Here is a 25006-nt window from a genome sequence, read left to right on the forward strand (position 1 = left end):
AAACTAGGAGGAAGCTCGAAATGGTAGAGTGGACAAAGGAAGCACGTTATCAAAAATATGAAGACGCAGATCAACAATATTTAGCTGAATTAACAGAACGTGTTAATCAATCTAAATACAGACAAACTTTTCATATACAACCTAAATCAGGTTTACTTAATGATCCAAATGGATTGATATATTTTAATGGTAATTATTATATATCACATCAGTGGTTCCCATTAGGACCAGTGCATGGACTAAAATATTGGTATACATATACGAGTAAAGATCTTATTCATTTTAATGCAGTAGGACCAACACTCAAACCAGATACAAACGACGATAGTCATGGTGTATATAGTGGTAGTGCATTTGAATATAACCAGCATTTATATTATATGTATACTGCGAATCATCGCGATGAAGATTGGCATCGAATTTCTACCCAACAGATAGCAAAAATGACAAAGAATGGAGAAATAAAAAAATTTCCAAAGCCTGTCATTTCAGCACCACCTTTTGGTTACACGCAACACTTTAGAGACCCGAAAGTTTATCAAAAAGATGGTATATATTATGCTGTAATTGCTGCACAAAATATTGACAAGCAAGGTCGTATTTTACAATATCGATCCTCAGATATTGTTAATTGGGAATTCCAAGGTGAAATACAAACAAATTTAGATAATTTTGGTTTTATGTGGGAATGTCCAGATTATTTCAATTTAAATGGATATGATATGTTATTATTCTGTCCACAAGGTATTGACGCTGAAGGGGATCAGTTTAGAAATATTTATCAATCAGGCTACATCATGGGACAATATGATATGAATCAATTAACTATGAATCATGGTGATTTTCATGAGTTAGATCATGGATTTGATTTTTATGCGCCACAAACATTTTTAGATGAACAAGGACAGCGTATACTCATTGGTTGGATGGGCTTACCAGAAATTAATTATCCAACTGATGAAGACGGATGGGCACATTGTTTAACTATTCCACGTGTACTTACAGTAGACGAAGGTAATTTAAAACAACGTCCGATTAAAGCACTAGAAAAGTTACGTTCAAATGAAGAAACTGCTTTGGGATATGCTAATAAATTTACGAAACAGTTACATCCATATGAAGGTAAACAGTTTGAATTAATTATTGATATTTTGGAAAATGAAGCAACAGAAGTATACTTTGAAGTGAGAACGAGTAAAACGGAGACGTCGCTAATTACGTATAATACTAAAGAACAAAAATTAACATTTGATAGAAGTGAAAGTGGACCATTGCCTAATCCTGTAGAAGGTACGTCTCGTAGTACTTATTTAGATACACCTTTATCGCAGTTACAGTTATATGTAGATACTTCAAGTATTGAAATTTTCTGTAACGATGGAGAACGAGTGATGTCCTCTAGAATATTTTCTGGAGAAGATGCAACTGGCATTAAAACATCAACAGAATCAGGACAAGTATACTTACGATTTACAAAATATGATTTGAAAGGTGATACACAATGAGACGTCTACTCGCAATAGGTGAAGCACTAATTGATTTTATACCTAATACAACAGATTCTAAACTCAAAGATGTAGAAGGATTTTCGAGACAAGTTGGTGGGGCACCTTGTAATGTTGCTTGTACTACGACAAAATTAGGTGGTCAGGCAGAAATGATTACCCAATTAGGAGAAGATGCTTTCGGTGATCTTATCGTAGAAACATTAGAAGATTTGGGTGTCGGTACGCAATATTTGAAACGTTCATCTGAAGCGAATACTGCGCTCGCATTTGTAAGTTTAACTAAAGAGGGAGAAAGGGATTTTTCATTTTATCGTAAGCCTTCGGCAGATATGCTATATAATGAAGAACAAGTGAGTCAAATAGAAGTAACGGAACAAGATATACTACACTTTTGTTCAGTAGACCTCGTAGATAGTCCGATGAAAATGGCCCATAAAGCCCTAATTGAAAAAGTTAGACATGCTAATGGGACAGTTGTATTTGATCCTAATGTGCGTTTACCGTTATGGGATAGTGAAGCGGATTGTAAATCAGCAATTCAAGCATTTGTACCTTTTGCAGATATCATCAAAATTTCCGATGAAGAACTGTCATTTGTGACAGGATATGAAGATGAGAGCCAAGCAATTCAATGGCTATTTCAAGGACATGTCCAAGCGGTTATTTATACCAAAGGTGCAGAAGGTGCTGCAATTTACTTAAAGGATGGAACAACAATTGTTGAGCAAGGCTATAAAGTGAAGGCGATTGATACGACAGGTGCTGGTGATGCATTTATTGGTGCGGTGATTAGTAGATTATTGGATAGTAATGAGCGAGATATAATCCAGTTACTGAAGAGTGAGGGGCATGCTATCCTAGAATTTAGTAATTATGTTGCTGCTATCGTCACGACGCAATACGGTGCAATAGAAAGTATCCCTTCACTAGACAAAGTGAAAGAAGCATTAAATATTAAATAGGAATTGTTGAAGCAATCAAAAAAGAAAGCCAAACCATTTGTCAGTAATGACTATTGGTTTGGCTTTTTTATGTATATTATATTTTTTTGACATTTCTAACAGATGCATAGCAATGTTCATTATTTTTAAAATAGACAACACGTGACTTAGAGTCAATAGAATCTATATTGTGTCTATTGACGACAAAGCTATTATGACATCTGAAAAATCGCTCATCAAGTTGATCTAATTCTTTTAAATTGCCATAAAACTCAATTTGACGATTATCAAGATGTGCAATCAATCGATGCGATTTAGTAGATGATTCAAAGAACATAACATCATCATATTGGACATAAATCGAATTACTTCCACGTTTTAATTCAATTGTTTCAACACTACTTTCTTTTGAAAGAAGCTTCAATCTTGATTCTGAAGTTTCAAGACAGTCAATAATTCTTGATTTTAATTCATCTGGATCATCTTTAAAAATGAAATCCATCGCGGCTACCTTATAGACAAATGTTAGGTAAGTTAACTCACTGTGACTTGTAACAAAGATGATATTACCTACAGGATCATGTTTACGAATCTCACTAGCAAGTTTGATACCATTAATATCAGCTTCAAGCTGAATATCTAAAAAATAACACCCAATATCATTGAGGTTCTTAGAGCGTTCTAAGATGTCATAAGGATCAGCAGTGGCAACTTCGATTTCCATTGGCTTTTCTTCAATCATGATGTAGTTATTAATAATAGAAACCATGTGCTCACGTTGTCTTTCATCATCTTCACAAATGAATATTTTCACAGTTACACATCCTTATGAATCAGAATTTAAAATTTCTACCTTTTGGATAAAGTAGTTATTATCAATGGTTGTATCTAATAAAACATTTGTTGTGGAATCCGTCAATTCCTTCAGAGTAGATAAACCGAGACCACGATTCTTTCCTTTTGTAGAAAAGTTTTCTTGGAAAAGGGTATGAACTTTTGGCATATTTGGTTCGCATTTATTCATAACGATGAACATAACAGAATCATCTTCGTTTTTAATAAACGCGATACGTATCAATGGATCATCTTCAATTTTTTCTGAAGCTTCTATCGCATTATCCAGTATAATACCAATAATTCTACTTAAATTAATCGTTGACATTTCAATTTTTTCAATTGGGTCAGGTACCTCTATACTGATACGGATACTTTTTTCTTGTGCTTGTAATATCTTTGTTGTTAGCAGTCCTTTAATTTCTCGAATATGTAAGTTCTCAAGACCATTGATTTTAATTGCATTCATTTGCATGCTATCTTGCATTGGAAGTATTTCAGATCGAAAATACTTTCTAAGTCCATTCATATCTTCTTCTCTAATAAAATCAGATAAAGTAGATAAGATGTTGACATAGTCATGTCTGAATTTGCGCATCTCATGGTTAATTTTTTCAATTTGTAATGTGTATTTATAATAATTCTCAATTTCTTGCATATTACGTTTGTATTGTATTTGGCGAATAATGCTAAAAGAAATTGTAATGATAAGAATAGCAGTGGTGATAATGACAACTGCATACATAATCGAAATGAATTTTGCATCACCAAAAGACATCTCTCTATTAGGTAAATAAAAGTAAATTAGACCTAAGATAGTTAATAAAAATAGGCTAACTAATGTTAAATATATTTTATTTAACGATAAGTCTGAAACTGATAATTGTTTAATAAAGAATTTTGCTATATAAGCGTAAATTATGGAGAATATAGTGAATGAAATAGCTACAAATAGCATATAAACACTATCAATACCAATTGCATTTACAATCACACTACTTAACCATAAACTTGTAAAGTTAGCCATGTATAAAATGAAAAAACAGATTAATGAAGTAACAACTCCTATAAATTTGTTTTTATAATACATAAGAATTGTACTTGTAAAAAATAAAAATATAACAGATGCAGAAGAAAAAATAAAAAACAAAATGGTTGAAGGGATTATTATTCCAATAATTGAAATAAAATCCCTTTTAGTATAGCGGATGCCGCTAATAAGTTTCATATTGTAAAATATAATAATTGCTTGTAATAATGAGAAAAACAAAGAATAAAAAAATGTCATATTATACACACTTTCTACATAACTATTATTCGTAAAGATCTGTTAATTCTTTTGGAATTTCAGATTCATCAGTATAACCAAAACAAGGATTGATAGTAGATATTGAACCTATAGAAGCAAAGACTTTAGCGAAATAATTTGAAATAGATTTTGAAATAGATTTTGAAATAGATTTTGAAATAGATTTTATAACATTCATTATTAATAATCCTCCTTAGGGAAAAATATCGGGAACTGCAAAATAGATATAATCACAATACCTAATAACATTAATTGCTGGTAGGGCTCATTTAAAAAGAGCGAAATTAATAAAAAGATTAATGTTAAACATATTGCTTTAATTTTTTTACCTCTTCTTAGTCGTTCAGGTATAGGTTGCTTTTTAGTAGCAGAAGGTGCATATATACTAATTATGATTAATCCAACTAGTGCTAAAGTATACATAATTAGAGATGACACTTGTACATACCCGACTATCCAAGGTAGTAAAACAAAATAAATTACACTTTGTATATAACAAAGTAAAGAATTCTTAGCGTGTGCGCCATGCGCAAAGTGTCTAATTAAAAAAAATGTTAAATGAACAGTTAGTGTGTATAAAAACATATGGCAAAGGAGTGAAACACCATAAATAACAATTGTTTTAAAGAAATTATTTACGACAACTTGCATACCTAAACGCATCTTTAAATATTCAATACGGTCCAAGTTATTTCGTTGTTGCAGTTGTTTAGCAAAATTGTCTATTTTAGCATCTATAAATTTTACCATGTTGGTTTCTCTCCTTACTCGTATTATACAATTGTAATTAAGTTTTATGCGTCTTATTGCTTAACTGTATATTTTGAATTCCTAACTGTTTGAAAATCTTATCTGACTAATTTTATCATATTTTTAAAAACATTTAGGCACGAATTTTGTCGAGTTAGGGAATTTTTAACTCTTAGTAGAAAAATCATGGTTAAATGTACTTGTATCACAAAGAAGTGATTACATTTTACAAATCATTTAATCAAATTTTGTTTGAAATTTTTGTTTGAATGATGAAGTTGGTTAGACTTTTGAGCAGGGGTCTAATGAACACACTAATCTTTGTAACTGTACTTTCTTCGTATAGTTGTTATAGTTACACAATTAGTACTCGTTTTTTCAATTAATTGATTACAAACAAGAGGAGGCTGATGTAGTGACAAACCATTTCTCAGCAGTAATTAGTGATTTCGTAAAATAATACTTTCAGGTACACAACGCGCTTAAGCAAATTAAGCAATCCCTAATTTGAATTTGTAGAACATTCCCAGTCTCAATTCAAATATCATTTTAACATTGTCTATAACAGAGACAATTTAAAGTTTTAACATGTAAGCTATCGTAAACATCATTCAATTTATCATTTTAAATCGGTAAATTCACTAAATTTTTTCATAATTACTAACATCCCCAAAAATAGATAGAGAAATAACTGTAAAAACATTCCCTTAATAATAAGTTACAAAAACCGTGAGTCCCTCCCAAGCTCACGGTTTTTTATTATTTATATAAATGTGGTCGTAAATTTTTAAACACTGGAATAGTGTCTCTTTGCTTGTCAACTTCCTCCAAATCAATTTCGCAAGTTATGTGGTCAGGTTTATAACCTAATTGTGACAATATTTCGCCATTAGGATTAATGACGATAGAATTACCTGCGTATTCCGTTTGACCATCATCTCCACATCCATTACATCCAATGACATACATATCATTTTCAATAGCACGTGCTTTTAATAGCGCAATCCAATGATCTAATCTGACTAATGGCCATTGTGCAACATAAAAAGCAATTTGTGCATCTTTACGTGCTGGATAACGTAATAATTCGGGGAAACGTAAATCGTAGCAAATGATTTGTGTGACTCTCGCACCATTCGATAAATTAAATGGCTCAGGCACAGCATTACCTGCATTTAAAAAGCTAGGTTCATTCAACATGGGTACTAAGTGTACTTTATCGTAGTTATTTAAAAGTTTTCCGTATTTTGAAACGGCAAAGGCAGTATTATATACTTCATTACTTTTTGCATTTGAAACAGATCCAGCAATAACATCAACCTGATACTTTATTGCAAGTTTAGAAATAAACTCGTAACTACGAGACAATCGGCTATCAGATAATGCTTGAAGTTGTGGTAGGGCATATCCGTTATTCCACATTTCAGGTAATACAACGACATCTGTTTGTGATGTAACATAGTTAGAAAACCAAGTAGCAATTGTTTCTTCATTTAATTCTGTATTTGCTGGTTCTACTTTAAATTGAAAAATTTCTATATTCATATTCATCGCCCCTTAAAAGCTGTTTGTCCCAATATACTAAAAAAATTCTGATAACTCAAAGTAAGCACTGTTTGAATAATTTATTTGATAAAAAAAACGAGGTTAGACAATATCATCTATGTCCGAACCTCGTTAATTTTATAGAAAACGATGAATCGCAGGTTAATTTATTATTTTCTAACTAAGAAACGATCTTTAACATCTTGGAATGCTTTTTCTCCAGCTTCGTCACGAATGTTACCAAATGGCATTTGTGCAACAAGTTTCCAAGTTTTAGGAATATCGAAAGCCTCTGTAACTGCAACATCTACCAGTGGGTTATAATGTTGTAAAGATGCTCCGATACCTTTTATTCCTAATGCTGTCCAAACAGCAAATTGGTGCATTGCATTTGTTTGAGTTGACCAAACAGCAAAGTTTTCAGCATAGTTTGGCATTTGATTTTGTAATCCTTCAACAACGTCTTGGTCTTCAAAATAAAGAATTGTACCGTGCGAATGTTTGAAGTTATCAACTTTGTCAGCAGTTGCTTGGAATTCACGATCTGGACCCATTGCATTTTTAAGTTCTCTTTTAGTAATGTCCCAAAATTTATCATGATTATCATTTAATAATAAAACGATACGTGTAGATTGTGAGTTAAATGAAGATGGTACATGTTTAATGGCATGTTCAATAATATCCTCAACTTCTTTATCAGATATAGAAATTTCTTTTTCTAAACTGTAAATAGAACGTCTTGTTTCAATTGCATTTTGAAAAGTTTCTAATGTTGAAGCATTTTTTGTAAATAATCCCATGTGAAAAATCTCCTTCAAGTCAATTTATTTTATATACCTAGTATAATTATTATATCTTTATTTGTAAATAGATTTTACATAAAATTTCAAAAGTATTAATATTTTCTTTCAAAAACCAACTTTTAATGAAAAAGTATAGTATTTTCTATATACTGTACATAAATATATTTGTTTTTTAATGGAGGTGATGATGTGAAGCGGTATAATGCTCATAAATTTGTGATATCAAGTTTTGCTATTGCTTTAAGTACGTCTATAGTTGCGCACCCGACACAAGCAATAGAACAGCAAGAAAATGAATTAGATAAAAATGCGCAAAATAATAGTTCATCAGTTATTAAGGATGATAATGATGTATTAACTAAAAATAGTAAAAATACAAATAAAAATAATCAAAGCAGTGATGTAGACCGTTCTAATAATGTGTCACTTCCTAGCAATCAAAAAGTATCTGATAGTCAAACTAGAGCAACTGAACAAACAGATAACACGAGTGAAGTGAATGACGAAGAACGATCAACCGGAGATCCAAATAAACAAAACGAAAAAGAAGATAAACAGTCAGCCGAAGATCTAGATAAACAAAATGGAAAAGAAGATAAACAGTCAGCCGAAGATCCAGATAAACAAAATGGAAAAGAAGATAAACAGTCAGCCGAAGATCCAGATAAACAAAATGGAAAAGAAGATAAACAATCAACAGAAGATCCAGATAAGCAAAATAATCAAGATGGCAGTGATGGAGAAACAGGAGATTCAGAGGATTCCAATAACCAAGGTGGAGGGAGCAAAGAACCGAACCACTCAGGCGGTAGTGGTGGCGGATCAGGTAAGCCAGACAACTCAAATGAAGATGGCGGAGGAAGCGAAGAACCGAACCACTCAGGCGGTAGTGGTGGCGGATTAGGTAAGCCAGACAACTCAAATGAAGATGGTGGAGGGAGCGAAGAACCACAACAACCAAATGGCAGTGGTGGTGGATCAGGAAAACCACAAAAACCCAATAACCATGGTGAAGGAAATGGAAAGCCAGAACAGCCAAACAAGGGCAATGGAACTACTGAAAAGCCAGAGAAACCTAATAATTCAGGTGGCAACGCTTATACACCAAGTAATTCAAATAAATCTAGTAATGAGACTGGCAACGCATCGAGCACAGAAACAAATAATCGTGACAGTGTAAATAGAACACATCGCTCAAGTACGCAAAATGATTCAAATAGTCAATCAAATAATGGGGAAAATAGCTCGAATTCGAATAATATAGATCAGCCGTCTATGAATCAAACAACAGAAAATAACCAAAATAGGGAATCGAATGAACACCAATTAATGAATCGATTTAATCAAATGACCACCGGTTCTTTTAAATACAATCCATTTGTATTAAATCAAGTTAAACAATTAGGTAGTAATAAAGAACAAGTTTCTGATAGTGAAATTTCCGCAGTTTTAAAAAAACAAAATTTTGCGGATAATGCATTTTTAAATGAATTACAAAAAGATACAAATTATTTTAAATTCCAATATTTTAATCCATTGAAATCAAGAGATTATTATAAAAATTTAGATAAACAAGTATTGGCTTTGATTACTGGTGATATTGGTTCTATGCCAGATTTGAAAAAACCAGAGAATAAAAATACTACAGGTAAATATGAATATCATACAAGTAGTGATGAAGAAATGACACATACGAAAGATAAAGAAGCCAGTGATACGATTCAAATGAAATTTGAAAGAACTTTATTTGCTTTAATCACAGCAATGCTTATTATTTTTGTTGGTGTGGTTATTGGCTACTTTGTTAGACGCAAGAATGACAAATTAAAATAAAAACAATAAAAGGGAAGTACGTACTAAATGAATCATACGTACTTCCCTTTATATATTTACATTATTAAAAATAAAAGATTAAATATGAATGATGTTGATTCTTGTAGCTCTTTTATTTTTTCTGGTCCAATAAGTACTTGTATGATGACAACAAATCCATTTTGCATCATGTGCACTAAGATAGGGACCCAAATTCGTTTGGTATATACGTATAATGCAGCAAAAATGAAGCCCATACCAAAATAAATTATAAAAAATGATGGATCTGCGTGTGCTGCACTAAATATGATGGAACTTACAATGGCAGCAATTAAAAATTTTATCGTTTTATTTGCATTAATTAAATTGTAAATTTCACCAAAAATAACTTTTCTAAAAACAAACTCTTCAAGTATTGGTCCTACAATTGAAATTAATATGATAAATAGGGGTATTTCTTGTGCAACTTTCATCAGTCGCTCAGTATTTGGACTTGATTGAGGTGCACCAAATACGTACATATTAATCATGCCTGCAAGTATCTGATAAATCATAACAACGAAATAACCAACAATTGCCCAAACAATAACGTAACGTTTCTTTTCTTTTGCTTGTTGCTCTAATCGGGTAGGATTAGAAATAAAGTTATTGATTATAATTATTAAAATAGCAGCTATTATAAATAAACCAACTTGTGTGTATATGTTAGCAAAGACAAGTTCCTTGCTACTTAGATTGTTAAATAGGCCAGCCATATGTAATAAAATAACACCAAATTGTGCTAAACCATAAATAACTAATGTCAATATGGATACCCATAAACGAGACATAATGAACCTCCAAAAATTAAATGATACTTTATTTTATCGCAAAATCATCGTTTGTACAAAATTAAGAGGATAATGGTTTTAACTTGAAAAGTTGACTAAATTTGATTATTATAGAAAGTACATTAGCACTCATTAACTTAAAGTGCTAACATTTAAACTTTTGAGGAGGAACGAAAAATGTTAAAGCCATTAGGTAACCGAGTAATTATTCAAAAATCAGAACAAGAGCAAACAACTAAAAGTGGTATCGTATTAACTGATAGCGCTAAAGAGAAATCCAACGAAGGTACGATAATTGCAGTAGGTGCAGGACGTATTTTAAAAGATGGTTCTCGTGTTGCTCCTGAAGTAAACGAAGGCGACAAAGTAGTATTCCAACAATATGCTGGAACTGAAGTTAAACGAGGAGACGAAACATATTTAATCGTTAATGAAGAAGATATTTTAGCAATAATTGAATCTTAATATAAAAAAATTTTAAAAATAAACAATAATTATCATAGAAACAACATGGAGGTATATAAAATATGGCGAAAGATTTAAAATTCTCTGAAGATGCACGTCAATCAATGCTAAGAGGTGTAGATAAATTAGCAAATGCCGTTAAAGTTACAATCGGTCCTAAGGGGCGTAATGTTGTATTAGATAAAGAATATACATCACCACTCATCACTAATGATGGTGTTACAATTGCTAAAGAAATTGAATTAGAAGATCCTTATGAAAATATGGGTGCGAAACTAGTTCAAGAAGTAGCAAATAAAACAAATGAAATTGCTGGTGACGGTACGACAACAGCAACAGTGCTAGCACAAGCTATGATTCAAGAAGGTTTGAAAAACGTAACAAGTGGTGCAAATCCTGTTGGTTTAAGACAAGGTATTGATAAAGCTGTAGAAGTAGCAATTGAGGCATTACATGAAATTTCACAAAATGTAGATAATAAAAATGAAATTGCACAAGTTGGTTCTATTTCAGCTGCAGATGAAGAAATTGGTAAATACATTTCTGAAGCAATGGAAAAAGTAGGTAACGATGGTGTCATCACTATTGAAGAGTCTAGTGGTTTTAATACAGAATTAGAAGTAGTAGAAGGTATGCAATTTGACCGAGGTTATCAATCACCATATATGGTGACTGACTCAGATAAAATGGTCGCTGATCTTGAAAGACCATATATTTTAATTACTGATAAAAAGATTTCATCATTCCAAGACATCTTACCGTTATTAGAACAAGTCGTACAATCAAATCGTCCTATCTTAATTGTTGCTGATGACGTTGAAGGCGATGCATTAACTAATATCGTGCTTAACCGTATGCGTGGCACATTTACTGCTGTTGCAGTGAAAGCACCAGGATTTGGCGATCGTCGTAAAGCAATGTTAGAAGATTTAGCTATCTTAACAGGTGCACAAGTAATTACGGATGACTTAGGTTTAGAATTAAAAGAAGCGACTATGGATATGTTAGGTACTGCAAATAAAGCTGAAATTACGAAAGACAACACAACAGTTGTTGACGGTGATGGAGATCAAAACAGTATCGATGCACGTGTGAGCCAAATTAAAGCTCAAATTGAAGAAACTGATTCTGAATTTGACAAAGAAAAATTACAAGAGCGCTTAGCTAAATTAGCTGGTGGCGTTGCAGTAATTAAAGTTGGTGCAGCAAGTGAAACAGAATTAAAAGAACGTAAATTACGTATTGAAGATGCATTAAACTCTACTAGAGCTGCAGTTGAAGAAGGTATTGTAGCTGGTGGTGGTACTGCATTTATGAATATTTATGAAAAAGTAGCTAAAATTGAAGCAGAAGGCGACATTGCTACTGGTATTAATATTGTCTTAAAAGCTTTAGAAGCACCAGTTCGTCAAATTGCTGAAAATGCTGGACTAGAAGGTTCAATTATTGTTGAACGACTAAAGAATGCTGATATAGGTATTGGTTTTAATGCTGCGACAAATGAATGGGTGAATATGTTAGAAGCAGGTATCGTAGATCCAACGAAAGTGACACGTTCATCACTTCAACATGCTGCAAGTGTGGCAGCTATGTTCCTTACTACAGAAGCAGTTGTTGCTAATATTCCAGAAGAAAGTAACAATGATGCACAAGCAGGTATGGGTGGCATGCCAGGTATGATGTAAAATAGCATTCAAACACTGATTTGAAGGCATTTAAAAGTCATGAATAACATCATATTGACATAAAAATTTAAAATAATTCATTAGAGACGTTTTCCATTAGGGCACTCAACCCTTTGGAAAGCGTCTTTTTAGTTTCCTAATTGTTATTTGAAACGGACGTTGATTATTTTCGGTTAATCCTTGTGATATAATTGTCCATGTATTTCAATAATACTAAATCAATATCAATTAAAATGATGTCGTGCATGTGTCTGTGTTGCATTGAAAAGTAATTAGTTAGATAATTATATATATAATGATTACATAGGGTGAATATAGATGAATGAAATTTTTGTTTTTATAATAGAAACGAATGATGGGAATGTATTTCGCGAGTATGTAGAAAATGTTTTAGAAATCGATGAAAGATTAGCTTTGGAACGATTTGAAAAAGCAATTAGAAAACATCGTTATTTTTATTTAAAAGATAGTGGCAGATATATAAATGTTAGTCATATAATATCAATAAAAGTAGAAATAATGTAAAACTCATCCATTTTTAACTAACCTTTGTATGTTTATTGATAACTATCATTTAACTTTAAAATTTTAATGTATTATTTTATTTATGCTTTCCATAAGTTTTACACTTTTGGGAAGCGTTTTTAGTTTGAATAATGACTTATGGTGTGATTGTTTCATATGTTAAAATAAAACCAAATGATTATTAGGAGCGACGTAATGACTAGAAAAACAACTTTTTTAAAAGCGATTGACCAACTTTATGAAACCGCACACTTATTAAATCAATATGAAAATATACCGAGAAAATATGGTACAGATGATGAATTGTATATGGTCGAAGCACATATGATTAATCTGATTGGTGTCAATAAGGTAATGAATATATCTGAAATTGCTAAACAAATGAATAGAACTAAAAGCGCGGCTTCACAAAAAATAACAAGGCTTGTTCAAAAAGGCTTAGTTGTTAAAAATAAAAGTACACATAGTTCTAGAGAAGTCAGTATCGAATTAACTGATAAAGGCGAAAAAGTATTTCAATATCATCAGGCATTAGATAGTAACGTTTATAACACTTATTTAGAAAAACTAGAAACATATGATACTAAAGATTTTGAAAACATTGAGCATTTTTTAAACATGATAAGTGAAAACTTAAATTATTTAATAAATGATACACGAAATCATTAACCTATATATTAAAAGTAGACACTACAATTAATCCAAATTTTTAACCAAATTAAACTATTGTATGCCGCCATGTTTTGATTCAGAAACGCCATAATTTATATAGCCATATTGTTCGTAAAAAGAAATCAAAGAAGCTTTGCAAGTTAATGTTATACCTTGACGTTCATGTTCTATTGCAAGATGTTCTAAATGATCCAATAATTTTCCTGCAAGACCTTGGTTTCTATAACTTTCACCTACAACCAGCCCTAAAATAGCGATATAGCCGCCATGGGGAGGGTTCTTTGTAGTTTCATCAAATAAATCATCAGTGATAAAAGCTTGATTAATAACAGGACCATTGACATAGCCAGCGATTTCACCATCATATTCTGCTACGATAAATGTATCTTTGATAACATTAATTCTATTAATAAGTGCTTCTTTTGAAGCGGCTTCAGATGAAAAACCCTTATTCTCAATTTGTAAAATAGTATTCAAGTCACGCATAGCCACAGTTCTGAAATGATACATTAATGATTCCTCACTTTATTTTTGAATTTTTGAAATTAAAAATAGTTTAGCACCTTAACTATTTTCCGTCAAATATTAAAAATATGTATAGAAATTTGGTTATATAACAAATATTAAGTGTCAATGAGTCGTATCGTTCATATTAAGAAAATAAAATTTCAATATATAAGATAAGGAATTACATTTGTTATATGAATAATTTTTTAACGATTTGGGTAAAGTAAGTAGGTATAATTAGTAACGGTTCTTATACAAGTGTGATAAGTTTCTAATATTTTATAAGAAAAGGAGCTAAATTATGACAAAACCAACAGTGTATGAGGTTCTTGATTCAGGAGTGAATTATCTGTTATCAGGTTACGATAATTGGAGTAATGAACAGGTATTAGACGATAAAATTGACGCTTTTCCTAATACAATTCACTGGCAATATGGGCATGTGCTAACGATTTTTGAAAGTGTATTGTCATTATGTGAACAAAATGAAGTTGATATTGCTAAGTATACAAATTTATTTGGATATGGTTCTTCACCTGAAAAATGGGGAGATAGTGACGTACCTACAATTGATGAAATATTTAAACACATTAGAACATTACCTGAACGTGCTCGCAAACTTACAGATGAACAATTAGAACAAGAGCTTACTGAAACAATAGCTGGTTGTAGTACATTAAATGAATTATTAGTTCTCAATGCGATTCATATTCCGTTACACGCTGGAAAAATAGAAGAAATGTCGCGTGTACTTAAACAACAACAATAAAAAAATGGAGCGTGTCTGATGTGACATGCTCCATTTTTTTAACTATATTATTTTTGTAACTCAGCAATAGCTTTTGCAATAGAATCAAATACATGTGGAATATCATCTTTTTCAACACAACTAAATGCAATTCTAATATCAGTATCGTTAAGTGCGATGATACCGATAGAATAGTTATTGATAAGATGAAGTCGTAATTGTTCAGGATCTACATCATAAACTTTTAAAGCCATGAAATAACCAGAATTAAAGTCGTAAGCTTTCCAGTAGGATGCATATTGTGGGTCATAAACCACTGCTTTTGTAACTTCATATCTCGCTTGTAGCGTATCAATATTTTCTTGAATCTCTTTGTCGAAAGTTTCAGGATGCTCTAATACATATTTCACTGCACTTTGTGAAGGCATAGGTCCGCTAGATATATTACTTCTGATTAGTCCTTTAACTTTTGCTTCTAGGACTTGTTTTGTTGTTTCATTGGATACACCAAAGCTCATAAAACCTACACGTAATCCCCAAGCGAAGAACTCTTTCGTTGCACCATCTAATCTGATAGGTAATAAATTATCTAAATGCAAGTTTGTTAGTGCAGTAAATAATGATTGTGTATAAACATCTTCATAGAATAAGCCGTAATAAGCATCATCTACTAAAGCAATTACATTGGTACCACGTTTAGCTAATGCTTGAATTGTTTCAACAATTGTTTTTACTTCATCTTTTGTAGGTGTATAGCCTGTTGGGTTATTTGGATAATTTAAAATTAACATCACTTTATCTTTTGTATAATTTTCTAAAGTTGCAATTAAGTTTTCTGTCGTAAAGTGTCCTAACTCATCAAAAATATCATAAGTTTCGATATCCGCACTATGTCTCGTACTATAAACTAATTTATAATTTCCCCAATTGTGCGTTGGTAATAAAATCGTATCGCCACTATCAATAAACATATCTGCAACGAGTGATAAACCATGTGTTAACGCATTTGTAAGTATTGGTCTTGTCATATCAGTTGCATTTAAATCAGGATTTTCTTTTAGCATTTTCTGCTGCCATAAATCGCGTAGTGATTCTATACCTTGTGGTGGGGCATATGGAAAGATTTCATCTGGTTCTAAGTTTGTAAAAACGTCATTAAGCGTGTCAGCATACATCTTGCTATGCTTATATGTTGCCATACCAATTGTGGCATTATATTGAGTAGATTTTGCTTCAGCAGATTGAGATAAAATGCCTTTTGGATAATACATTAATTTTCCTAGGTCAGATAACATATCTGCAATTTCAGGGTTTGATTTAGATAATTGTTCATTTAAATCTAAAGCTAAAGGATTCATATGTGGGTCAACCTCTCTTTTACTTTTTCAATGATACCTTTATATTATCTTGAAATAGCTTAAAATTAAAGCTTAGTGGCTATATTAAATTAAAATTTAAAAAATCTATACATTTATACGAACACACGTTCTGTTTTGTGTTAGAATGTGGATAGGCCATCGAATTCCTACATGGTACTTTTTTCTGTGGGAGGTGTAATATGATCTCGTGGTGGCAAGAAATAATTACAACTTTATTAACAGGTAGCTTACTTGTTGTTTTTCGTGTTTGGTTAGAAAATAAATGGAATGACAAATAGGTGGCCTTACACAAAAAACCCCAAGTCTGTTGGCCCAGACTTGGGGTTGTGTAATATAATCCGTGGATACATTTACAAGTTTATCATCCAGAACGAAATACTGCAATCAATTTATTTTACAGTTAACATAACTTATGATTAAAAAAATATAAGTTCTCAATTATAGGTTTTTAGTAATTATTGGTAAAATTTGGTACAATAACATTGTTTGAGGTGAAGAGATGAAACATTTAACAAAGATATTTGTAATTATTGCAATCGTCTTGTTCATCGTTGGTTATTATTTACAGGCAACAGGACAAGAAGATTCTGGAATTAAATTACTTATTGCTGCAATTATGTTTATGATTTGTGCTTTTATTAATAGAAGCAATAATAGACGTAAGAAGAGAAATCAAAATCGAAAATAGAGTCAATAAAACTATAGTTAGTGTGGAGCTGAGTCGAATTTAGCAAAGCACTAGCTATATTTTTTTATTTTAAAACGCAAAATGACTAATGACGAATTGCATTATCAAGTAAAATAATAAAGTATATGCAATTAATTATAAATTAACACTTTACAAACGTGTATATATTGTATATATTGTGTATATACAGTTGTAGGGGGAGGACGTCCATGAAAATACTTTTAAAAAATAGTAGTGAACGACCTATTTATGAACAAATTAAGCAACAAATTAAAGAAAACATTTTAAAGGGCTATGTTGCACCAGGTGAGCATTTACCGTCTATGAGAGAATTAGCACATGATTTAAGTGTTAGCGTGATAACAACAAAGCGTGCATACGAAGATTTAGAAAAAGACGGCTTTGTTTATACTGTTAGAGGAAAAGGTACCTATGTTAAGGAACAAGATAATTCGATTTTAAAAGAAAAACAATTTATTGTTATTGAGTTATTAGCTAAATCAATGAGTAAAGAAGCTAAGACAATAGGCATGTCTTTATCTGAATTACAAGAAATCGTTGAGCTGATTTTTGAGGAGGGCGAAGAATGAACGCGATAGAATTGAATGCTGTCAATTATCAGTATAAAGAATTCAAACTAAAGGACGTTTCTTTTCGAGTTCCTCAAGGATTTGTTACTGGATTTATTGGAGCTAATGGCGTTGGTAAAACGACAATCATTAGATTAATTATGGATCTTATAGAACCAGATGAAGGTGAAATTCGCTTATTTGATAAAAGAATGGATCGTCATGCAGTTGAAATAAAAAATAAAATTGGTTTTATTTATTCAGAATTATATTTAAATGATAAGTGGAATGTTAAAAAAATTGAGTCTTATATTGCGCCTTTTTATGCAATAGCATTTAGTCATCATGCAGAGCTATTTATACTTGATGAACCAACCTCTGGTCTCGATCCAATTGTTAGAAATGAAGTGTTAGATGTCATTCAAGAAGAATTAATTGATGAAAAAAATCCGTTTTTATTTCTACACATATCATTTCAGATTTGGAGAAAATTGCTGATTATCTGGTTTATATCAAGGATGGAGAAATCATTTTGAACCACTTTTTAGATGATATTCTAAATCAATATCAAATTGTTAAAGGCGACCCAAATCAACTAGATAATGAATTGATTGATTTAACGCATTACATTGAATATAATCATACGGGTTTTACAGCACTTACGACACATGCTAATGTGTTTAAAGAACTATTTGGTAGTGATGTGGCAATAACGAATCCAACCATCGAAGAACTAATGGTTTACCTCGAAAAAGGGCAACGAAAACATAAACAGTATAGTGATGGAATTATATAGTGGGGAGGCCATTCGATGAAGAATTTACTAATTAGAAATATTAAACTACGTAAATGGACTATCGTTATTTATGCCGTATTATTATTAATATCTCCATTACAATTAATAATCGAAAATCATTCATTGCTTACAAGAATACTTTATTCTTTAGTTGCTATGATTTTACTATTTGTTTCTGTCCTTGATTCAGGACATGTATTTCGACTGAATAGTAAGTTAGGCCACTCAAATGCGTATGATTTTTTTGGTAGTTTGCCAGTATCCAAAAAGGATATGCTTAATGCAAACTATGTAACCTTAATTTTATTTACACTGATTGGGGCTGGAATATTATCACTTTTTACATATTCCTAATTCAAATTTTGCTGCTAGTGGCATTAGTATTGATGTTACTTTACCTTATTCATATATCGCAATTAATTTCTTTGCAATACCTATCGCATTTAAAAAATATTCCGAACAAAAATCTGAAAATATTTCTTATTTAATGTATTTGCTTGTGATGTCACTCATTATTCCAATTGTTGCAGTGCTTATAACATTAGCAGTATTACTCATATTCAAAATTAAGTTAACTGCACTTGATTATTTTGAGCCAGTTTTTAATTATGGCTTTTTAGGCTTAAGTATCATTTTTCTTATAGCTAATTATTTTATACAGTATAAAAAAGTAAATTAACTTTAAAAGGAGGCGCATTTATGCAATTAAAGAATATAACAAAAACATATGGAAATAATAATGTGCTTGACCATATTGATTTTGATTTTGGTCAAAGTCAGATTGTTGGTTTGATTGGTAAAAATGGTGTCGGAAAGACAACCTTAATGAAAGTCATGAATGGAAATATTATCAATTATAAAGGAGACGTCAAATTAGGTAATAAGCAAAATGTTGGTTACTTAATTGAACATCCTAAATTGTATGATAATAAAACAGGTTTATTTAATTTAAAACTTTTTGCTAATGTCCTTGGTAATGGTTTTGATAAAAAATATGCAGATCAAATTATCGATGCATTTGGTATGAGACCCTATGTTAAAAAGAAAGTTAAAAAATACTCTATGGGTATGAAACAAAAATTGGCCATAGCAGTTTCATTAATGAATAAACCAAAGTATTTAATTTTAGATGAACCAACAAATGGTATGGATCCGGATGGTTCAATTGATGTGCTTAAAACAATACAATCGCTTGTTAAAGACTTAGATATGAAAATTTTAATTTCTAGTCATAAACTTGAAGATATTGAATTGATTTGTGATAGAGCCGTATTTTTACGTGATGGTAAGTTCGTGCAAGATGTAAATATGAAAGAGGGCACAGCATCTGATTCTACAGTCATTATATTTGAAAATGAGGATTTTGAAGCTGGATTAGCCTTCTTAAAAGAGCAATATAATGTAGTACAAACGCAAGAAGATAGTGGCGAAGTGATTATCAATGCACAACGCAGCTATAAAGAAGTACTAAAAGGTTTAGCAAGTGAATCTGTTTTCCCTAAATTTATTGAGACGCGTAAGAGTTCGTTACGTGATACTTACTTCAATATTAATCAGAAAGGTGGCCAATAATGAATAGTTTACAACTCGTAAAATATGATATGTATAGTATTTTTAAAAGTCCATTAACTTACTTAGCATTACTTTTAACAATTTTACCATTGATTGGTTTTACAATATTATTTGTTCAACAATCAGATGAAATGAATGGTAATACATTACTCTCTATCGGTAGTTGGTTCTTTTCAATTATGGGCTTACTATTTGTAATAAAAACAATTACGCGTGATATTTCACAAGGTACAATTCAGCTTTATATGAATAAAACATCAAGCCGTATTGGTTATGTAATAGCTAAAGTAATTTCTATCATACTTATTGCGATACTGATTACAGCAGTTCTTGTGGGATTTGTACATATTGTGCAAGGTGTAGTTGATGGGAAGAACATTACTACTAGTAAAGCTTTTGAATTACTATGGTTCTTCTTAATGTTCCATTTATTCTTTGGTTTATTACTTTATTTATTTTCACTTATTGTGCCTAAGACAGCACTTATTTTTACACTAGGCATATTTTTAGTATTAATTGTTCCTTTCGCAGAACCATTTTTACCAATGATTCCTAAAATTGGTGATCATATTCAAGATTCATTAAAGTATATACCTTTTAGTTATTTAACTTCAAAAACAACTTCTGGGGACTATACATTCACAAATTGGCAATGGTTTATTACTTCAGCTTCAATTGTAATTTTATTTATTGTAAATATTTTCTATGTTTCTAAGAAAGATATTTAAAATAATAACCGATAAGTAAGTCAATATATAAAAGACGTATGAATTTGCGGTTAGTCTCAGCATCATTCATACGTCTTTTTACTATTTAATGATTAATTTATCTAAAATGGAGTCATATACATATTTCCAAAGTTGAGAATCTGTTTTATAACGATTCGTCATAATTTTATGTGCTTCTGCAGACTTATCTTCAAAGGTAGGATCATCTTTTGAAGGGACATCTGAACGTGTATCTTCAACAAAATGTTGAACTTGTCTAGCACGGGGACCCCAAACCGTTTCTTGTTCAAAATTATCATTAAGGAATACAAAAATAGGTATTGAACGTGCAGTACCATTTGTTAAATACTGATCAATTAAATCAGTGTTCTCATCACGATGGAAAACGCGAACTTCTAAATTTAAAGCTTCACTAATATGTTTTAAGATAGGTACATTCATCATGGCATCGCCACACCAATCTTCCGTGATAACTAACACTTTTGAATAATTTAATGATTTAATTTTTTCAATACGATCATCATTTAATGGTAAAGAGAAAGAATTGTAAATAGATAAGACATTCTCTTTGTTTTCAGTCATGACCTCGATATATTGATCAAGTGGTTGACTGTTTTTGAAATATGTTTCTAAACTTGTCATAATATTTCCCCCTTTAGCTTATTAGATATTATTATATCAATTATTTTATATGAAAGAAAATTTTAAATACTTTGAAAAGTTATGCATTTTACGACATTCTTTTAAGATGAAAGAGACTATTGTGTATGCTATATTGATTAAGTAAATGGAGTTGAAGGAAAGTGAATTTTCATAAAATAAATAAATGGCTAGTATGGAGTGTTTTTATGTTAATGGGAATAGCTACATTACTCATTGTAAGTTACATAAAAAATGAACATACTACAGATTTATCTCGTATTACCATTGATGACATGCAATTAAATGCAAAAATAGACAAAGATAAATTTATAGAAGATGACGAAATTCTTTTAAAAAAACACAATTTATACACTAAACATAATCAACCTAATTTAGTATTTAAAGTGAATAAAGGTAATTCAAAAATAAAGGGTATGACATTAATTAAAAACACTGATGTTTATACAAACTTTGGTGGGAAAATTGAAGGGAATATTCAAGATGTTGTACATCATTTAGGAAGTAGCTATAAACAAAAGAAATTACGCGATGCCTATCGTTTAATGATATATTATGATAAAGATAATCATATAAAGTTATCTATTATATACAAACATGATAAAATAAAAAAGATTGAAGTTTACTCAAAATAATAATTAAAGAATGGTGATTTTATTGGATAATTACCATTCTTTAATTTTACATAATTTAAGAAATAGACTTTAGAATTTGAATGGTGGTAGATATTTTGGATAAAATCACTTTTTTAAATGAACTTGAACAAGAGCTCGATAATTTACCTAGGGCTGAGCGAGATAAAGTGATGTATGAATATGAACAATATTTTTTTGAGCAAGAAAGTGAAGGTAAAAATGAATATCAAATTATTGGGGCTTTAGAACCACCAAAAAAAATAGGTAAAGAAATAAATGCTAGAAGTGCAATTGTATCTGCTGAATACCGGACCAATGCTAGGACAATTTTAAGAGCAATCATGGCTTCGTTAGGTATGGGCATTTTATCCTTAGTGATTATACTGATTCCAATGATATTTGTCGGTGGATTTATGTTGATATTGTTATGTGCTGCAATGGTTTTAGCTATAAGTCCGTTACTCTTAATCATACATGGATTACTGAACAGTATGTTTAGTTTGGCTATTAGTAATTATTTATTTGCATTTGCATTTAGTGGTTTAGGTATTGTCTTATTTGTAATTATTGCGAAGTTGGCTGAACTGGTGTATCGATTAATATTAAAATATTTACGCTGGAATATTAGAACGATTAAAGGAAGTGCAGAAGAATGAAGAAATTATTTTTGAGTGGTTTGAGTTTGTTCATTGTCTGTTTTCTTCTAGGATGTATAACGTGGTTTGGCTTTGAAAAACAAAATAATAAAATTAATACCATAGATAAAAACATTACTGATAAATCGATCGACTCTTTAAATATAAAAGGGATATCAACTAAAGTTAATATCACAAAAGGTGCCAAATTTACAGTGCGTTACAAGGGGCAAAATAAGGTAGATATCAATCAAGAAGGTAATGAGTTAAGTGTTCATGAAACCAATGAAAAAGTAGATAAGTACGGTTTGAATTTTAATCCGTTTAGGCAGATACATGCTGAAATTAATATCACAATGCCAAGTGAAAAAATGGATGATTTGTATGTTTCTAATAGAGTTAATGAAGTGAATATACAGAACTTAGATATCGAAAGTGCTAATTTATCAATGCCTGAAACTGGTGCAGCACGTGTTTTCATCAAGAATTCATCAATTAAAAAATTAATATACAGAGGTATAAAATCCACAGTTCACTTTAATAGCAGTGAGATCTTGAATGCAGATATAAAAACTAAAAATGCCAGTATTATCGGAAAGCAATCTCTAATTAAAGATTCGGTACTATCTGCGAAACAGGGTAATATCAATTTAAGTGATATGGATATTGACTCTGCTTTTAAAGCGTCAACACAACATGGGGATATAAAGATGTCGTACAATCAAGCACCGGATAATACTTTGCTGAAATTAAACCCAGAAAAAGGGAAAGCCAACGTTAATAACAAAACTTTTGCAAATGATAGAGTAGGCGCTGGTAATCATGTATTGGAATTCTATACATTAAATGGGGATATTTATATAAATTAAATGAGCGAGTGGGATAGAAATCAAAGTATGCAAGATTTCTTAATCCCACTCTTTTTTTCCTTTTGATATTAATATGTTGCAAAGGTTAATTCGGTATCAATTTGACCTGTGAGTTCGTTTATGTTCAAAGATTCACCATTCAACCATTGTTGAAAGTCAATTTCCACAGGTGCCTTATTCTCACCTAAAGTAATATGAGCGGTTAGCGATTGAGGTTCATACATACTTGTGTGTATCGTGCCAGACCAACTTTTAAATAATTTACTGTAAATTTCAAATTCAGGGTTATTAAAAAGTTTGAAAGCATCCATTTTCCCTAATTGAGCAGGTGTTTGTTTAATTAACCTATCTAAACGCTCTGTTGATTCTTTTGTATAATTTCTATTTTCATGCGTTAATAATTTAAAGTGATTTGTACAAGTATGATCATAACGCACATCGATGGAACGTGGTGTAACTTCAATGATTGCGTGGTTTAAATATTTATCCATAACAATGTAGCTAAATGAACTTCTATGAGGTATTTCTTTTAATAATTTAATAGCTTCAGGAACATCTTTACAGTACTGTAATACAAGTCTGCCAATCATGTAGCATACAAAGCCGTCACCGGGATGTTTACGATGCATAAAATTATACCCCATTGCTAATCCAGCCTCATTCATGCCATCCATTCTACCCGTGACACGAGATGTTGGCCCAATTTGAGCTAAACCACCATCATTGGGTTGAAACAATAAATAGCGACCATCATATGTGGCAGGGTGATAATCATAATTACGTACCATATAATCGTTACCTAAATAGACAGTGCAACCGCTATTTTTCAAAGGTGTAAAGCGGTAATGGGCAAAATTTAAAATCATTTGACGTGTAGGTAAATTAAGCACTTCCTGCATACCTCTGATTTCTTCCCAGATTTGAGGTGCGTAAGTTTGAAAAATATCATAAGTCTCTTTGATGTGAATATCAAAGCGTGGCATACGTTTTTTCCATTCTTGTTCTCTATTTTTTAATAGTGGTGTATGTTGCATCCATTGTGCAGTTTGTACACCTAGGTCGAAATGTGAACCACGATGCGTTAAAATATCAGATTTTACTTTTTGCATTTCAAAATCTCCTATGTTTAAAGTGTAGTCTTACAAAATTGTAACTTTAATGTAACGTAGTGTTAATTGCATTACAGGGTACTAGACCTTATCATTAAGAATAACAACGACGACTGATTAAGGAATTATACTTTTAATGAGGTGATTGTTAATGGCTAACTATTATGATGCTATTAAAGATGCAGTATCCACTTGGTGGAGATAAATCAAATTACGATGGGAGTGAGCCTGATATATTCAGCTCACTCTTTTTTGGTTAAACCACCTTCAATGATAGTGATAGCGCAAATTTCTATCAATTAAGCATAATCACTGGAATGTCTATGAATCTATATATATTAAAAGCAAAACAAGTTTGAATTTTTTCATGTTCATGATTATGTTTAAATGCTTATAAACGTAATACGCATGTTTATCTGAATATTAAAGTAG

At 31.2% G+C, this 25006-nt stretch carries 29 protein-coding genes and 1 pseudogene; 19 read left to right on the forward strand and 11 right to left on the reverse strand.

Going from position 1 to position 25006, the window contains the following annotated elements; all coding sequences use genetic code 11:
- The first annotated feature begins 20 nt into the window (after positions 1-20).
- Positions 21-1505 (forward strand): sucrose-6-phosphate hydrolase, encoded by a 1485-nt coding sequence (locus tag KA893_RS11570; RefSeq protein ID WP_210125823.1) that lies wholly within the window; start codon positions 21-23, stop codon positions 1503-1505.
- Entirely contained in the window at positions 1502-2470 is a 969-nt protein-coding gene (locus KA893_RS11575; protein ID WP_002482780.1) for a carbohydrate kinase family protein, read from the forward strand. Before KA893_RS11570 ends, KA893_RS11575 begins: the two co-directional genes overlap by 4 nt.
- A gap of 76 nt (positions 2471-2546) precedes the next feature.
- On the opposite strand, the gene agrA is transcribed toward KA893_RS11575, so the two are convergent.
- The 6 genes from agrA to KA893_RS11605 form a co-directional block, all read right to left on the reverse strand.
- A complete protein-coding gene (agrA, locus tag KA893_RS11580; RefSeq protein WP_002482781.1) occupies positions 2547-3263 on the reverse strand; it encodes a quorum-sensing response regulator AgrA in 717 nt (238 codons plus the stop codon).
- A gap of 12 nt (positions 3264-3275) precedes the next feature.
- Positions 3276-4571 (reverse strand): quorum-sensing sensor histidine kinase AgrC, encoded by a 1296-nt coding sequence (gene agrC, locus KA893_RS11585; protein ID WP_041079873.1) that lies wholly within the window; start codon positions 4569-4571, stop codon positions 3276-3278.
- Between the two features lie 25 nt (positions 4572-4596).
- The gene (gene agrD / locus KA893_RS11590; RefSeq protein WP_069838087.1) at positions 4597-4770 is read right to left on the reverse strand and encodes a cyclic lactone autoinducer peptide AgrD; all 174 of its coding nucleotides are present in this window, start codon (positions 4768-4770) and stop codon (positions 4597-4599) included.
- A 2-nt stretch (positions 4771-4772) separates the two neighbouring features.
- Positions 4773-5342: an accessory gene regulator AgrB gene (locus KA893_RS11595; RefSeq protein WP_041079872.1), complete on the reverse strand. Its 570-nt coding sequence runs from the start codon at positions 5340-5342 to the stop codon at positions 4773-4775.
- Positions 5343-6101: 759 nt separating this feature from the next.
- On the reverse strand, positions 6102-6887 hold the full coding sequence (locus tag KA893_RS11600) for a carbon-nitrogen family hydrolase (protein WP_011302730.1): 786 nt from the start codon (positions 6885-6887) through the stop codon (positions 6102-6104).
- A gap of 170 nt (positions 6888-7057) precedes the next feature.
- Entirely contained in the window at positions 7058-7687 is a 630-nt protein-coding gene (locus KA893_RS11605; protein WP_069821659.1) for a nitroreductase family protein, read from the reverse strand.
- A gap of 219 nt (positions 7688-7906) precedes the next feature.
- On the opposite strand from KA893_RS11605, the gene KA893_RS11610 reads away from it, so the two are divergent.
- Positions 7907-9523 (forward strand): SdrH family protein, encoded by a 1617-nt coding sequence (locus tag KA893_RS11610; protein ID WP_348634469.1) that lies wholly within the window; start codon positions 7907-7909, stop codon positions 9521-9523.
- 56 nt (positions 9524-9579) lie between these two features.
- On the opposite strand, the gene mroQ is transcribed toward KA893_RS11610, so the two are convergent.
- Positions 9580-10332, reverse strand: coding sequence for an intramembrane glutamic endopeptidase MroQ (gene mroQ / locus KA893_RS11615; RefSeq protein ID WP_041079918.1), 753 nt, complete (start codon positions 10330-10332; stop codon positions 9580-9582).
- A gap of 177 nt (positions 10333-10509) precedes the next feature.
- Here mroQ and groES point away from each other — a divergent pair, with 177 nt between their 5' ends.
- From groES to KA893_RS11635, 4 genes are all read left to right on the forward strand, one after another.
- Entirely contained in the window at positions 10510-10797 is a 288-nt protein-coding gene (gene groES, locus KA893_RS11620) for a co-chaperone GroES (protein WP_002482789.1), read from the forward strand.
- 62 nt (positions 10798-10859) lie between these two features.
- Positions 10860-12482, forward strand: a complete 1623-nt coding sequence (gene groL, locus KA893_RS11625) for a chaperonin GroEL (RefSeq protein ID WP_002482790.1) — start codon at positions 10860-10862, stop codon at positions 12480-12482.
- Positions 12483-12800: 318 nt separating this feature from the next.
- Positions 12801-13007, forward strand: coding sequence for a hypothetical protein (locus tag KA893_RS11630; protein WP_011302733.1), 207 nt, complete (start codon positions 12801-12803; stop codon positions 13005-13007).
- A gap of 195 nt (positions 13008-13202) precedes the next feature.
- A complete protein-coding gene (locus tag KA893_RS11635) occupies positions 13203-13676 on the forward strand; it encodes a MarR family winged helix-turn-helix transcriptional regulator (protein ID WP_041079942.1) in 474 nt (157 codons plus the stop codon).
- Positions 13677-13730: 54 nt separating this feature from the next.
- Here the strand turns inward: KA893_RS11635 and KA893_RS11640 are convergent, their stop codons facing one another.
- A complete protein-coding gene (locus KA893_RS11640; RefSeq protein ID WP_041079944.1) occupies positions 13731-14189 on the reverse strand; it encodes a GNAT family N-acetyltransferase in 459 nt (152 codons plus the stop codon).
- A gap of 298 nt (positions 14190-14487) precedes the next feature.
- Here KA893_RS11640 and KA893_RS11645 point away from each other — a divergent pair, with 298 nt between their 5' ends.
- Complete coding sequence (locus KA893_RS11645) at positions 14488-14955, forward strand: bacillithiol transferase BstA (RefSeq protein ID WP_002482793.1); 468 nt, start codon at positions 14488-14490, stop codon at positions 14953-14955.
- Positions 14956-15002: 47 nt separating this feature from the next.
- Here KA893_RS11645 and KA893_RS11650 read toward each other — a convergent pair whose 3' ends face one another.
- A complete protein-coding gene (locus KA893_RS11650) occupies positions 15003-16292 on the reverse strand; it encodes an aminotransferase class I/II-fold pyridoxal phosphate-dependent enzyme (protein WP_041079946.1) in 1290 nt (429 codons plus the stop codon).
- A 203-nt stretch (positions 16293-16495) separates the two neighbouring features.
- Between KA893_RS11650 and KA893_RS14075 the strand changes: the two genes are divergently transcribed.
- From KA893_RS14075 to pmtD, 8 genes and pseudogenes are all read left to right on the forward strand, one after another.
- Positions 16496-16591 (forward strand): Trp-rich small protein, encoded by a 96-nt coding sequence (locus KA893_RS14075; protein ID WP_100217374.1) that lies wholly within the window; start codon positions 16496-16498, stop codon positions 16589-16591.
- Positions 16592-16812: 221 nt separating this feature from the next.
- Positions 16813-17001 (forward strand): SE1626 family protein, encoded by a 189-nt coding sequence (locus KA893_RS11655; protein WP_002482795.1) that lies wholly within the window; start codon positions 16813-16815, stop codon positions 16999-17001.
- A 209-nt stretch (positions 17002-17210) separates the two neighbouring features.
- Positions 17211-17591 (forward strand): PSM export ABC transporter transcriptional regulator PmtR, encoded by a 381-nt coding sequence (pmtR, locus tag KA893_RS11660; protein ID WP_210125827.1) that lies wholly within the window; start codon positions 17211-17213, stop codon positions 17589-17591.
- Positions 17588-18366: pseudogene (locus KA893_RS11665) on the forward strand (ATP-binding cassette domain-containing protein). The gene pmtR and the pseudogene KA893_RS11665 overlap by 4 nt, the downstream one beginning before the upstream one ends.
- A 15-nt stretch (positions 18367-18381) precedes the next feature.
- Entirely contained in the window at positions 18382-18720 is a 339-nt protein-coding gene (gene pmtB / locus KA893_RS14080) for a phenol-soluble modulin export ABC transporter permease subunit PmtB (protein ID WP_228161153.1), read from the forward strand.
- Positions 18683-19045 (forward strand): phenol-soluble modulin export ABC transporter permease subunit PmtB, encoded by a 363-nt coding sequence (gene pmtB / locus KA893_RS14085; protein WP_238538397.1) that lies wholly within the window; start codon positions 18683-18685, stop codon positions 19043-19045. Before pmtB (KA893_RS14080) ends, pmtB (KA893_RS14085) begins: the two co-directional genes overlap by 38 nt.
- A gap of 20 nt (positions 19046-19065) precedes the next feature.
- The gene (pmtC, locus tag KA893_RS11675) at positions 19066-19938 is read left to right on the forward strand and encodes a phenol-soluble modulin export ABC transporter ATP-binding protein PmtC (protein WP_037538096.1); all 873 of its coding nucleotides are present in this window, start codon (positions 19066-19068) and stop codon (positions 19936-19938) included.
- Positions 19938-20666, forward strand: coding sequence for a phenol-soluble modulin export ABC transporter permease subunit PmtD (gene pmtD, locus KA893_RS11680; RefSeq protein WP_069821657.1), 729 nt, complete (start codon positions 19938-19940; stop codon positions 20664-20666). The genes pmtC and pmtD overlap by 1 nt, the downstream gene beginning before the upstream one ends.
- Before the next feature lie 81 nt (positions 20667-20747).
- Here pmtD and KA893_RS11685 read toward each other — a convergent pair whose 3' ends face one another.
- Positions 20748-21308, reverse strand: a complete 561-nt coding sequence (locus KA893_RS11685) for a thioredoxin family protein (protein ID WP_002482801.1) — start codon at positions 21306-21308, stop codon at positions 20748-20750.
- A 206-nt stretch (positions 21309-21514) separates the two neighbouring features.
- On the opposite strand from KA893_RS11685, the gene KA893_RS11690 reads away from it, so the two are divergent.
- From KA893_RS11690 to KA893_RS11700, 3 genes are all read left to right on the forward strand, one after another.
- Complete coding sequence (locus KA893_RS11690; RefSeq protein WP_228161157.1) at positions 21515-21961, forward strand: hypothetical protein; 447 nt, start codon at positions 21515-21517, stop codon at positions 21959-21961.
- Positions 21962-22056: 95 nt separating this feature from the next.
- Entirely contained in the window at positions 22057-22617 is a 561-nt protein-coding gene (locus KA893_RS11695) for an HAAS signaling domain-containing protein (RefSeq protein WP_037538099.1), read from the forward strand.
- On the forward strand, positions 22614-23465 hold the full coding sequence (locus KA893_RS11700; RefSeq protein WP_069821655.1) for a DUF4097 family beta strand repeat-containing protein: 852 nt from the start codon (positions 22614-22616) through the stop codon (positions 23463-23465). The genes KA893_RS11695 and KA893_RS11700 overlap by 4 nt, the downstream gene beginning before the upstream one ends.
- A gap of 68 nt (positions 23466-23533) precedes the next feature.
- Here the strand turns inward: KA893_RS11700 and KA893_RS11705 are convergent, their stop codons facing one another.
- Positions 23534-24574 carry a C45 family autoproteolytic acyltransferase/hydrolase gene (locus KA893_RS11705; RefSeq protein WP_002482805.1) on the reverse strand — a complete coding sequence of 347 codons (1041 nt, stop codon included), beginning with the start codon at positions 24572-24574 and terminating at the stop codon, positions 23534-23536.
- Positions 24575-25006 lie beyond the last annotated feature (432 nt).

Source organism: Staphylococcus sp. GDY8P126P (assembly GCF_017891965.1).
Taxonomy (GTDB): Bacteria; Bacillota; Bacilli; order Staphylococcales; family Staphylococcaceae; genus Staphylococcus; species Staphylococcus saprophyticus.

What these genes read in the sequence shown, in the direction of transcription:
- pmtC (WP_037538096.1), top strand. Translation starts at nt 19,066, where the DNA reads ATGCAATTAAAGAATATAACAAAAACATATGGAAATAATAATGTGCTT.
- pmtD (WP_069821657.1), top strand. Translation starts at nt 19,938, where the DNA reads ATGAATAGTTTACAACTCGTAAAATATGATATGTATAGTATTTTTAAA.
- KA893_RS11650 (WP_041079946.1), bottom strand. Translation starts at nt 16,292, where the DNA reads ATGAATCCTTTAGCTTTAGATTTAAATGAACAATTATCTAAATCAAAC.
- KA893_RS11705 (WP_002482805.1), bottom strand. Translation starts at nt 24,574, where the DNA reads ATGCAAAAAGTAAAATCTGATATTTTAACGCATCGTGGTTCACATTTC.
- pmtR (WP_210125827.1), top strand. Translation starts at nt 17,211, where the DNA reads ATGAAAATACTTTTAAAAAATAGTAGTGAACGACCTATTTATGAACAA.
- groL (WP_002482790.1), top strand. Translation starts at nt 10,860, where the DNA reads ATGGCGAAAGATTTAAAATTCTCTGAAGATGCACGTCAATCAATGCTA.
- agrD (WP_069838087.1), bottom strand. Translation starts at nt 4,770, where the DNA reads ATGAATGTTATAAAATCTATTTCAAAATCTATTTCAAAATCTATTTCA.
- KA893_RS11635 (WP_041079942.1), top strand. Translation starts at nt 13,203, where the DNA reads ATGACTAGAAAAACAACTTTTTTAAAAGCGATTGACCAACTTTATGAA.
- KA893_RS11600 (WP_011302730.1), bottom strand. Translation starts at nt 6,887, where the DNA reads ATGAATATAGAAATTTTTCAATTTAAAGTAGAACCAGCAAATACAGAA.
- KA893_RS11640 (WP_041079944.1), bottom strand. Translation starts at nt 14,189, where the DNA reads ATGTATCATTTCAGAACTGTGGCTATGCGTGACTTGAATACTATTTTA.
- agrC (WP_041079873.1), bottom strand. Translation starts at nt 4,571, where the DNA reads ATGACATTTTTTTATTCTTTGTTTTTCTCATTATTACAAGCAATTATT.
- KA893_RS11605 (WP_069821659.1), bottom strand. Translation starts at nt 7,687, where the DNA reads ATGGGATTATTTACAAAAAATGCTTCAACATTAGAAACTTTTCAAAAT.
- KA893_RS11700 (WP_069821655.1), top strand. Translation starts at nt 22,614, where the DNA reads ATGAAGAAATTATTTTTGAGTGGTTTGAGTTTGTTCATTGTCTGTTTT.
- KA893_RS11655 (WP_002482795.1), top strand. Translation starts at nt 16,813, where the DNA reads ATGAAACATTTAACAAAGATATTTGTAATTATTGCAATCGTCTTGTTC.
- KA893_RS11690 (WP_228161157.1), top strand. Translation starts at nt 21,515, where the DNA reads ATGTTAATGGGAATAGCTACATTACTCATTGTAAGTTACATAAAAAAT.
- mroQ (WP_041079918.1), bottom strand. Translation starts at nt 10,332, where the DNA reads ATGTCTCGTTTATGGGTATCCATATTGACATTAGTTATTTATGGTTTA.
- groES (WP_002482789.1), top strand. Translation starts at nt 10,510, where the DNA reads ATGTTAAAGCCATTAGGTAACCGAGTAATTATTCAAAAATCAGAACAA.
- KA893_RS11685 (WP_002482801.1), bottom strand. Translation starts at nt 21,308, where the DNA reads ATGACAAGTTTAGAAACATATTTCAAAAACAGTCAACCACTTGATCAA.
- KA893_RS11645 (WP_002482793.1), top strand. Translation starts at nt 14,488, where the DNA reads ATGACAAAACCAACAGTGTATGAGGTTCTTGATTCAGGAGTGAATTAT.
- KA893_RS11630 (WP_011302733.1), top strand. Translation starts at nt 12,801, where the DNA reads ATGAATGAAATTTTTGTTTTTATAATAGAAACGAATGATGGGAATGTA.
- pmtB (WP_228161153.1), top strand. Translation starts at nt 18,382, where the DNA reads ATGAAGAATTTACTAATTAGAAATATTAAACTACGTAAATGGACTATC.
- KA893_RS11575 (WP_002482780.1), top strand. Translation starts at nt 1,502, where the DNA reads ATGAGACGTCTACTCGCAATAGGTGAAGCACTAATTGATTTTATACCT.
- KA893_RS11595 (WP_041079872.1), bottom strand. Translation starts at nt 5,342, where the DNA reads ATGGTAAAATTTATAGATGCTAAAATAGACAATTTTGCTAAACAACTG.
- KA893_RS11570 (WP_210125823.1), top strand. Translation starts at nt 21, where the DNA reads ATGGTAGAGTGGACAAAGGAAGCACGTTATCAAAAATATGAAGACGCA.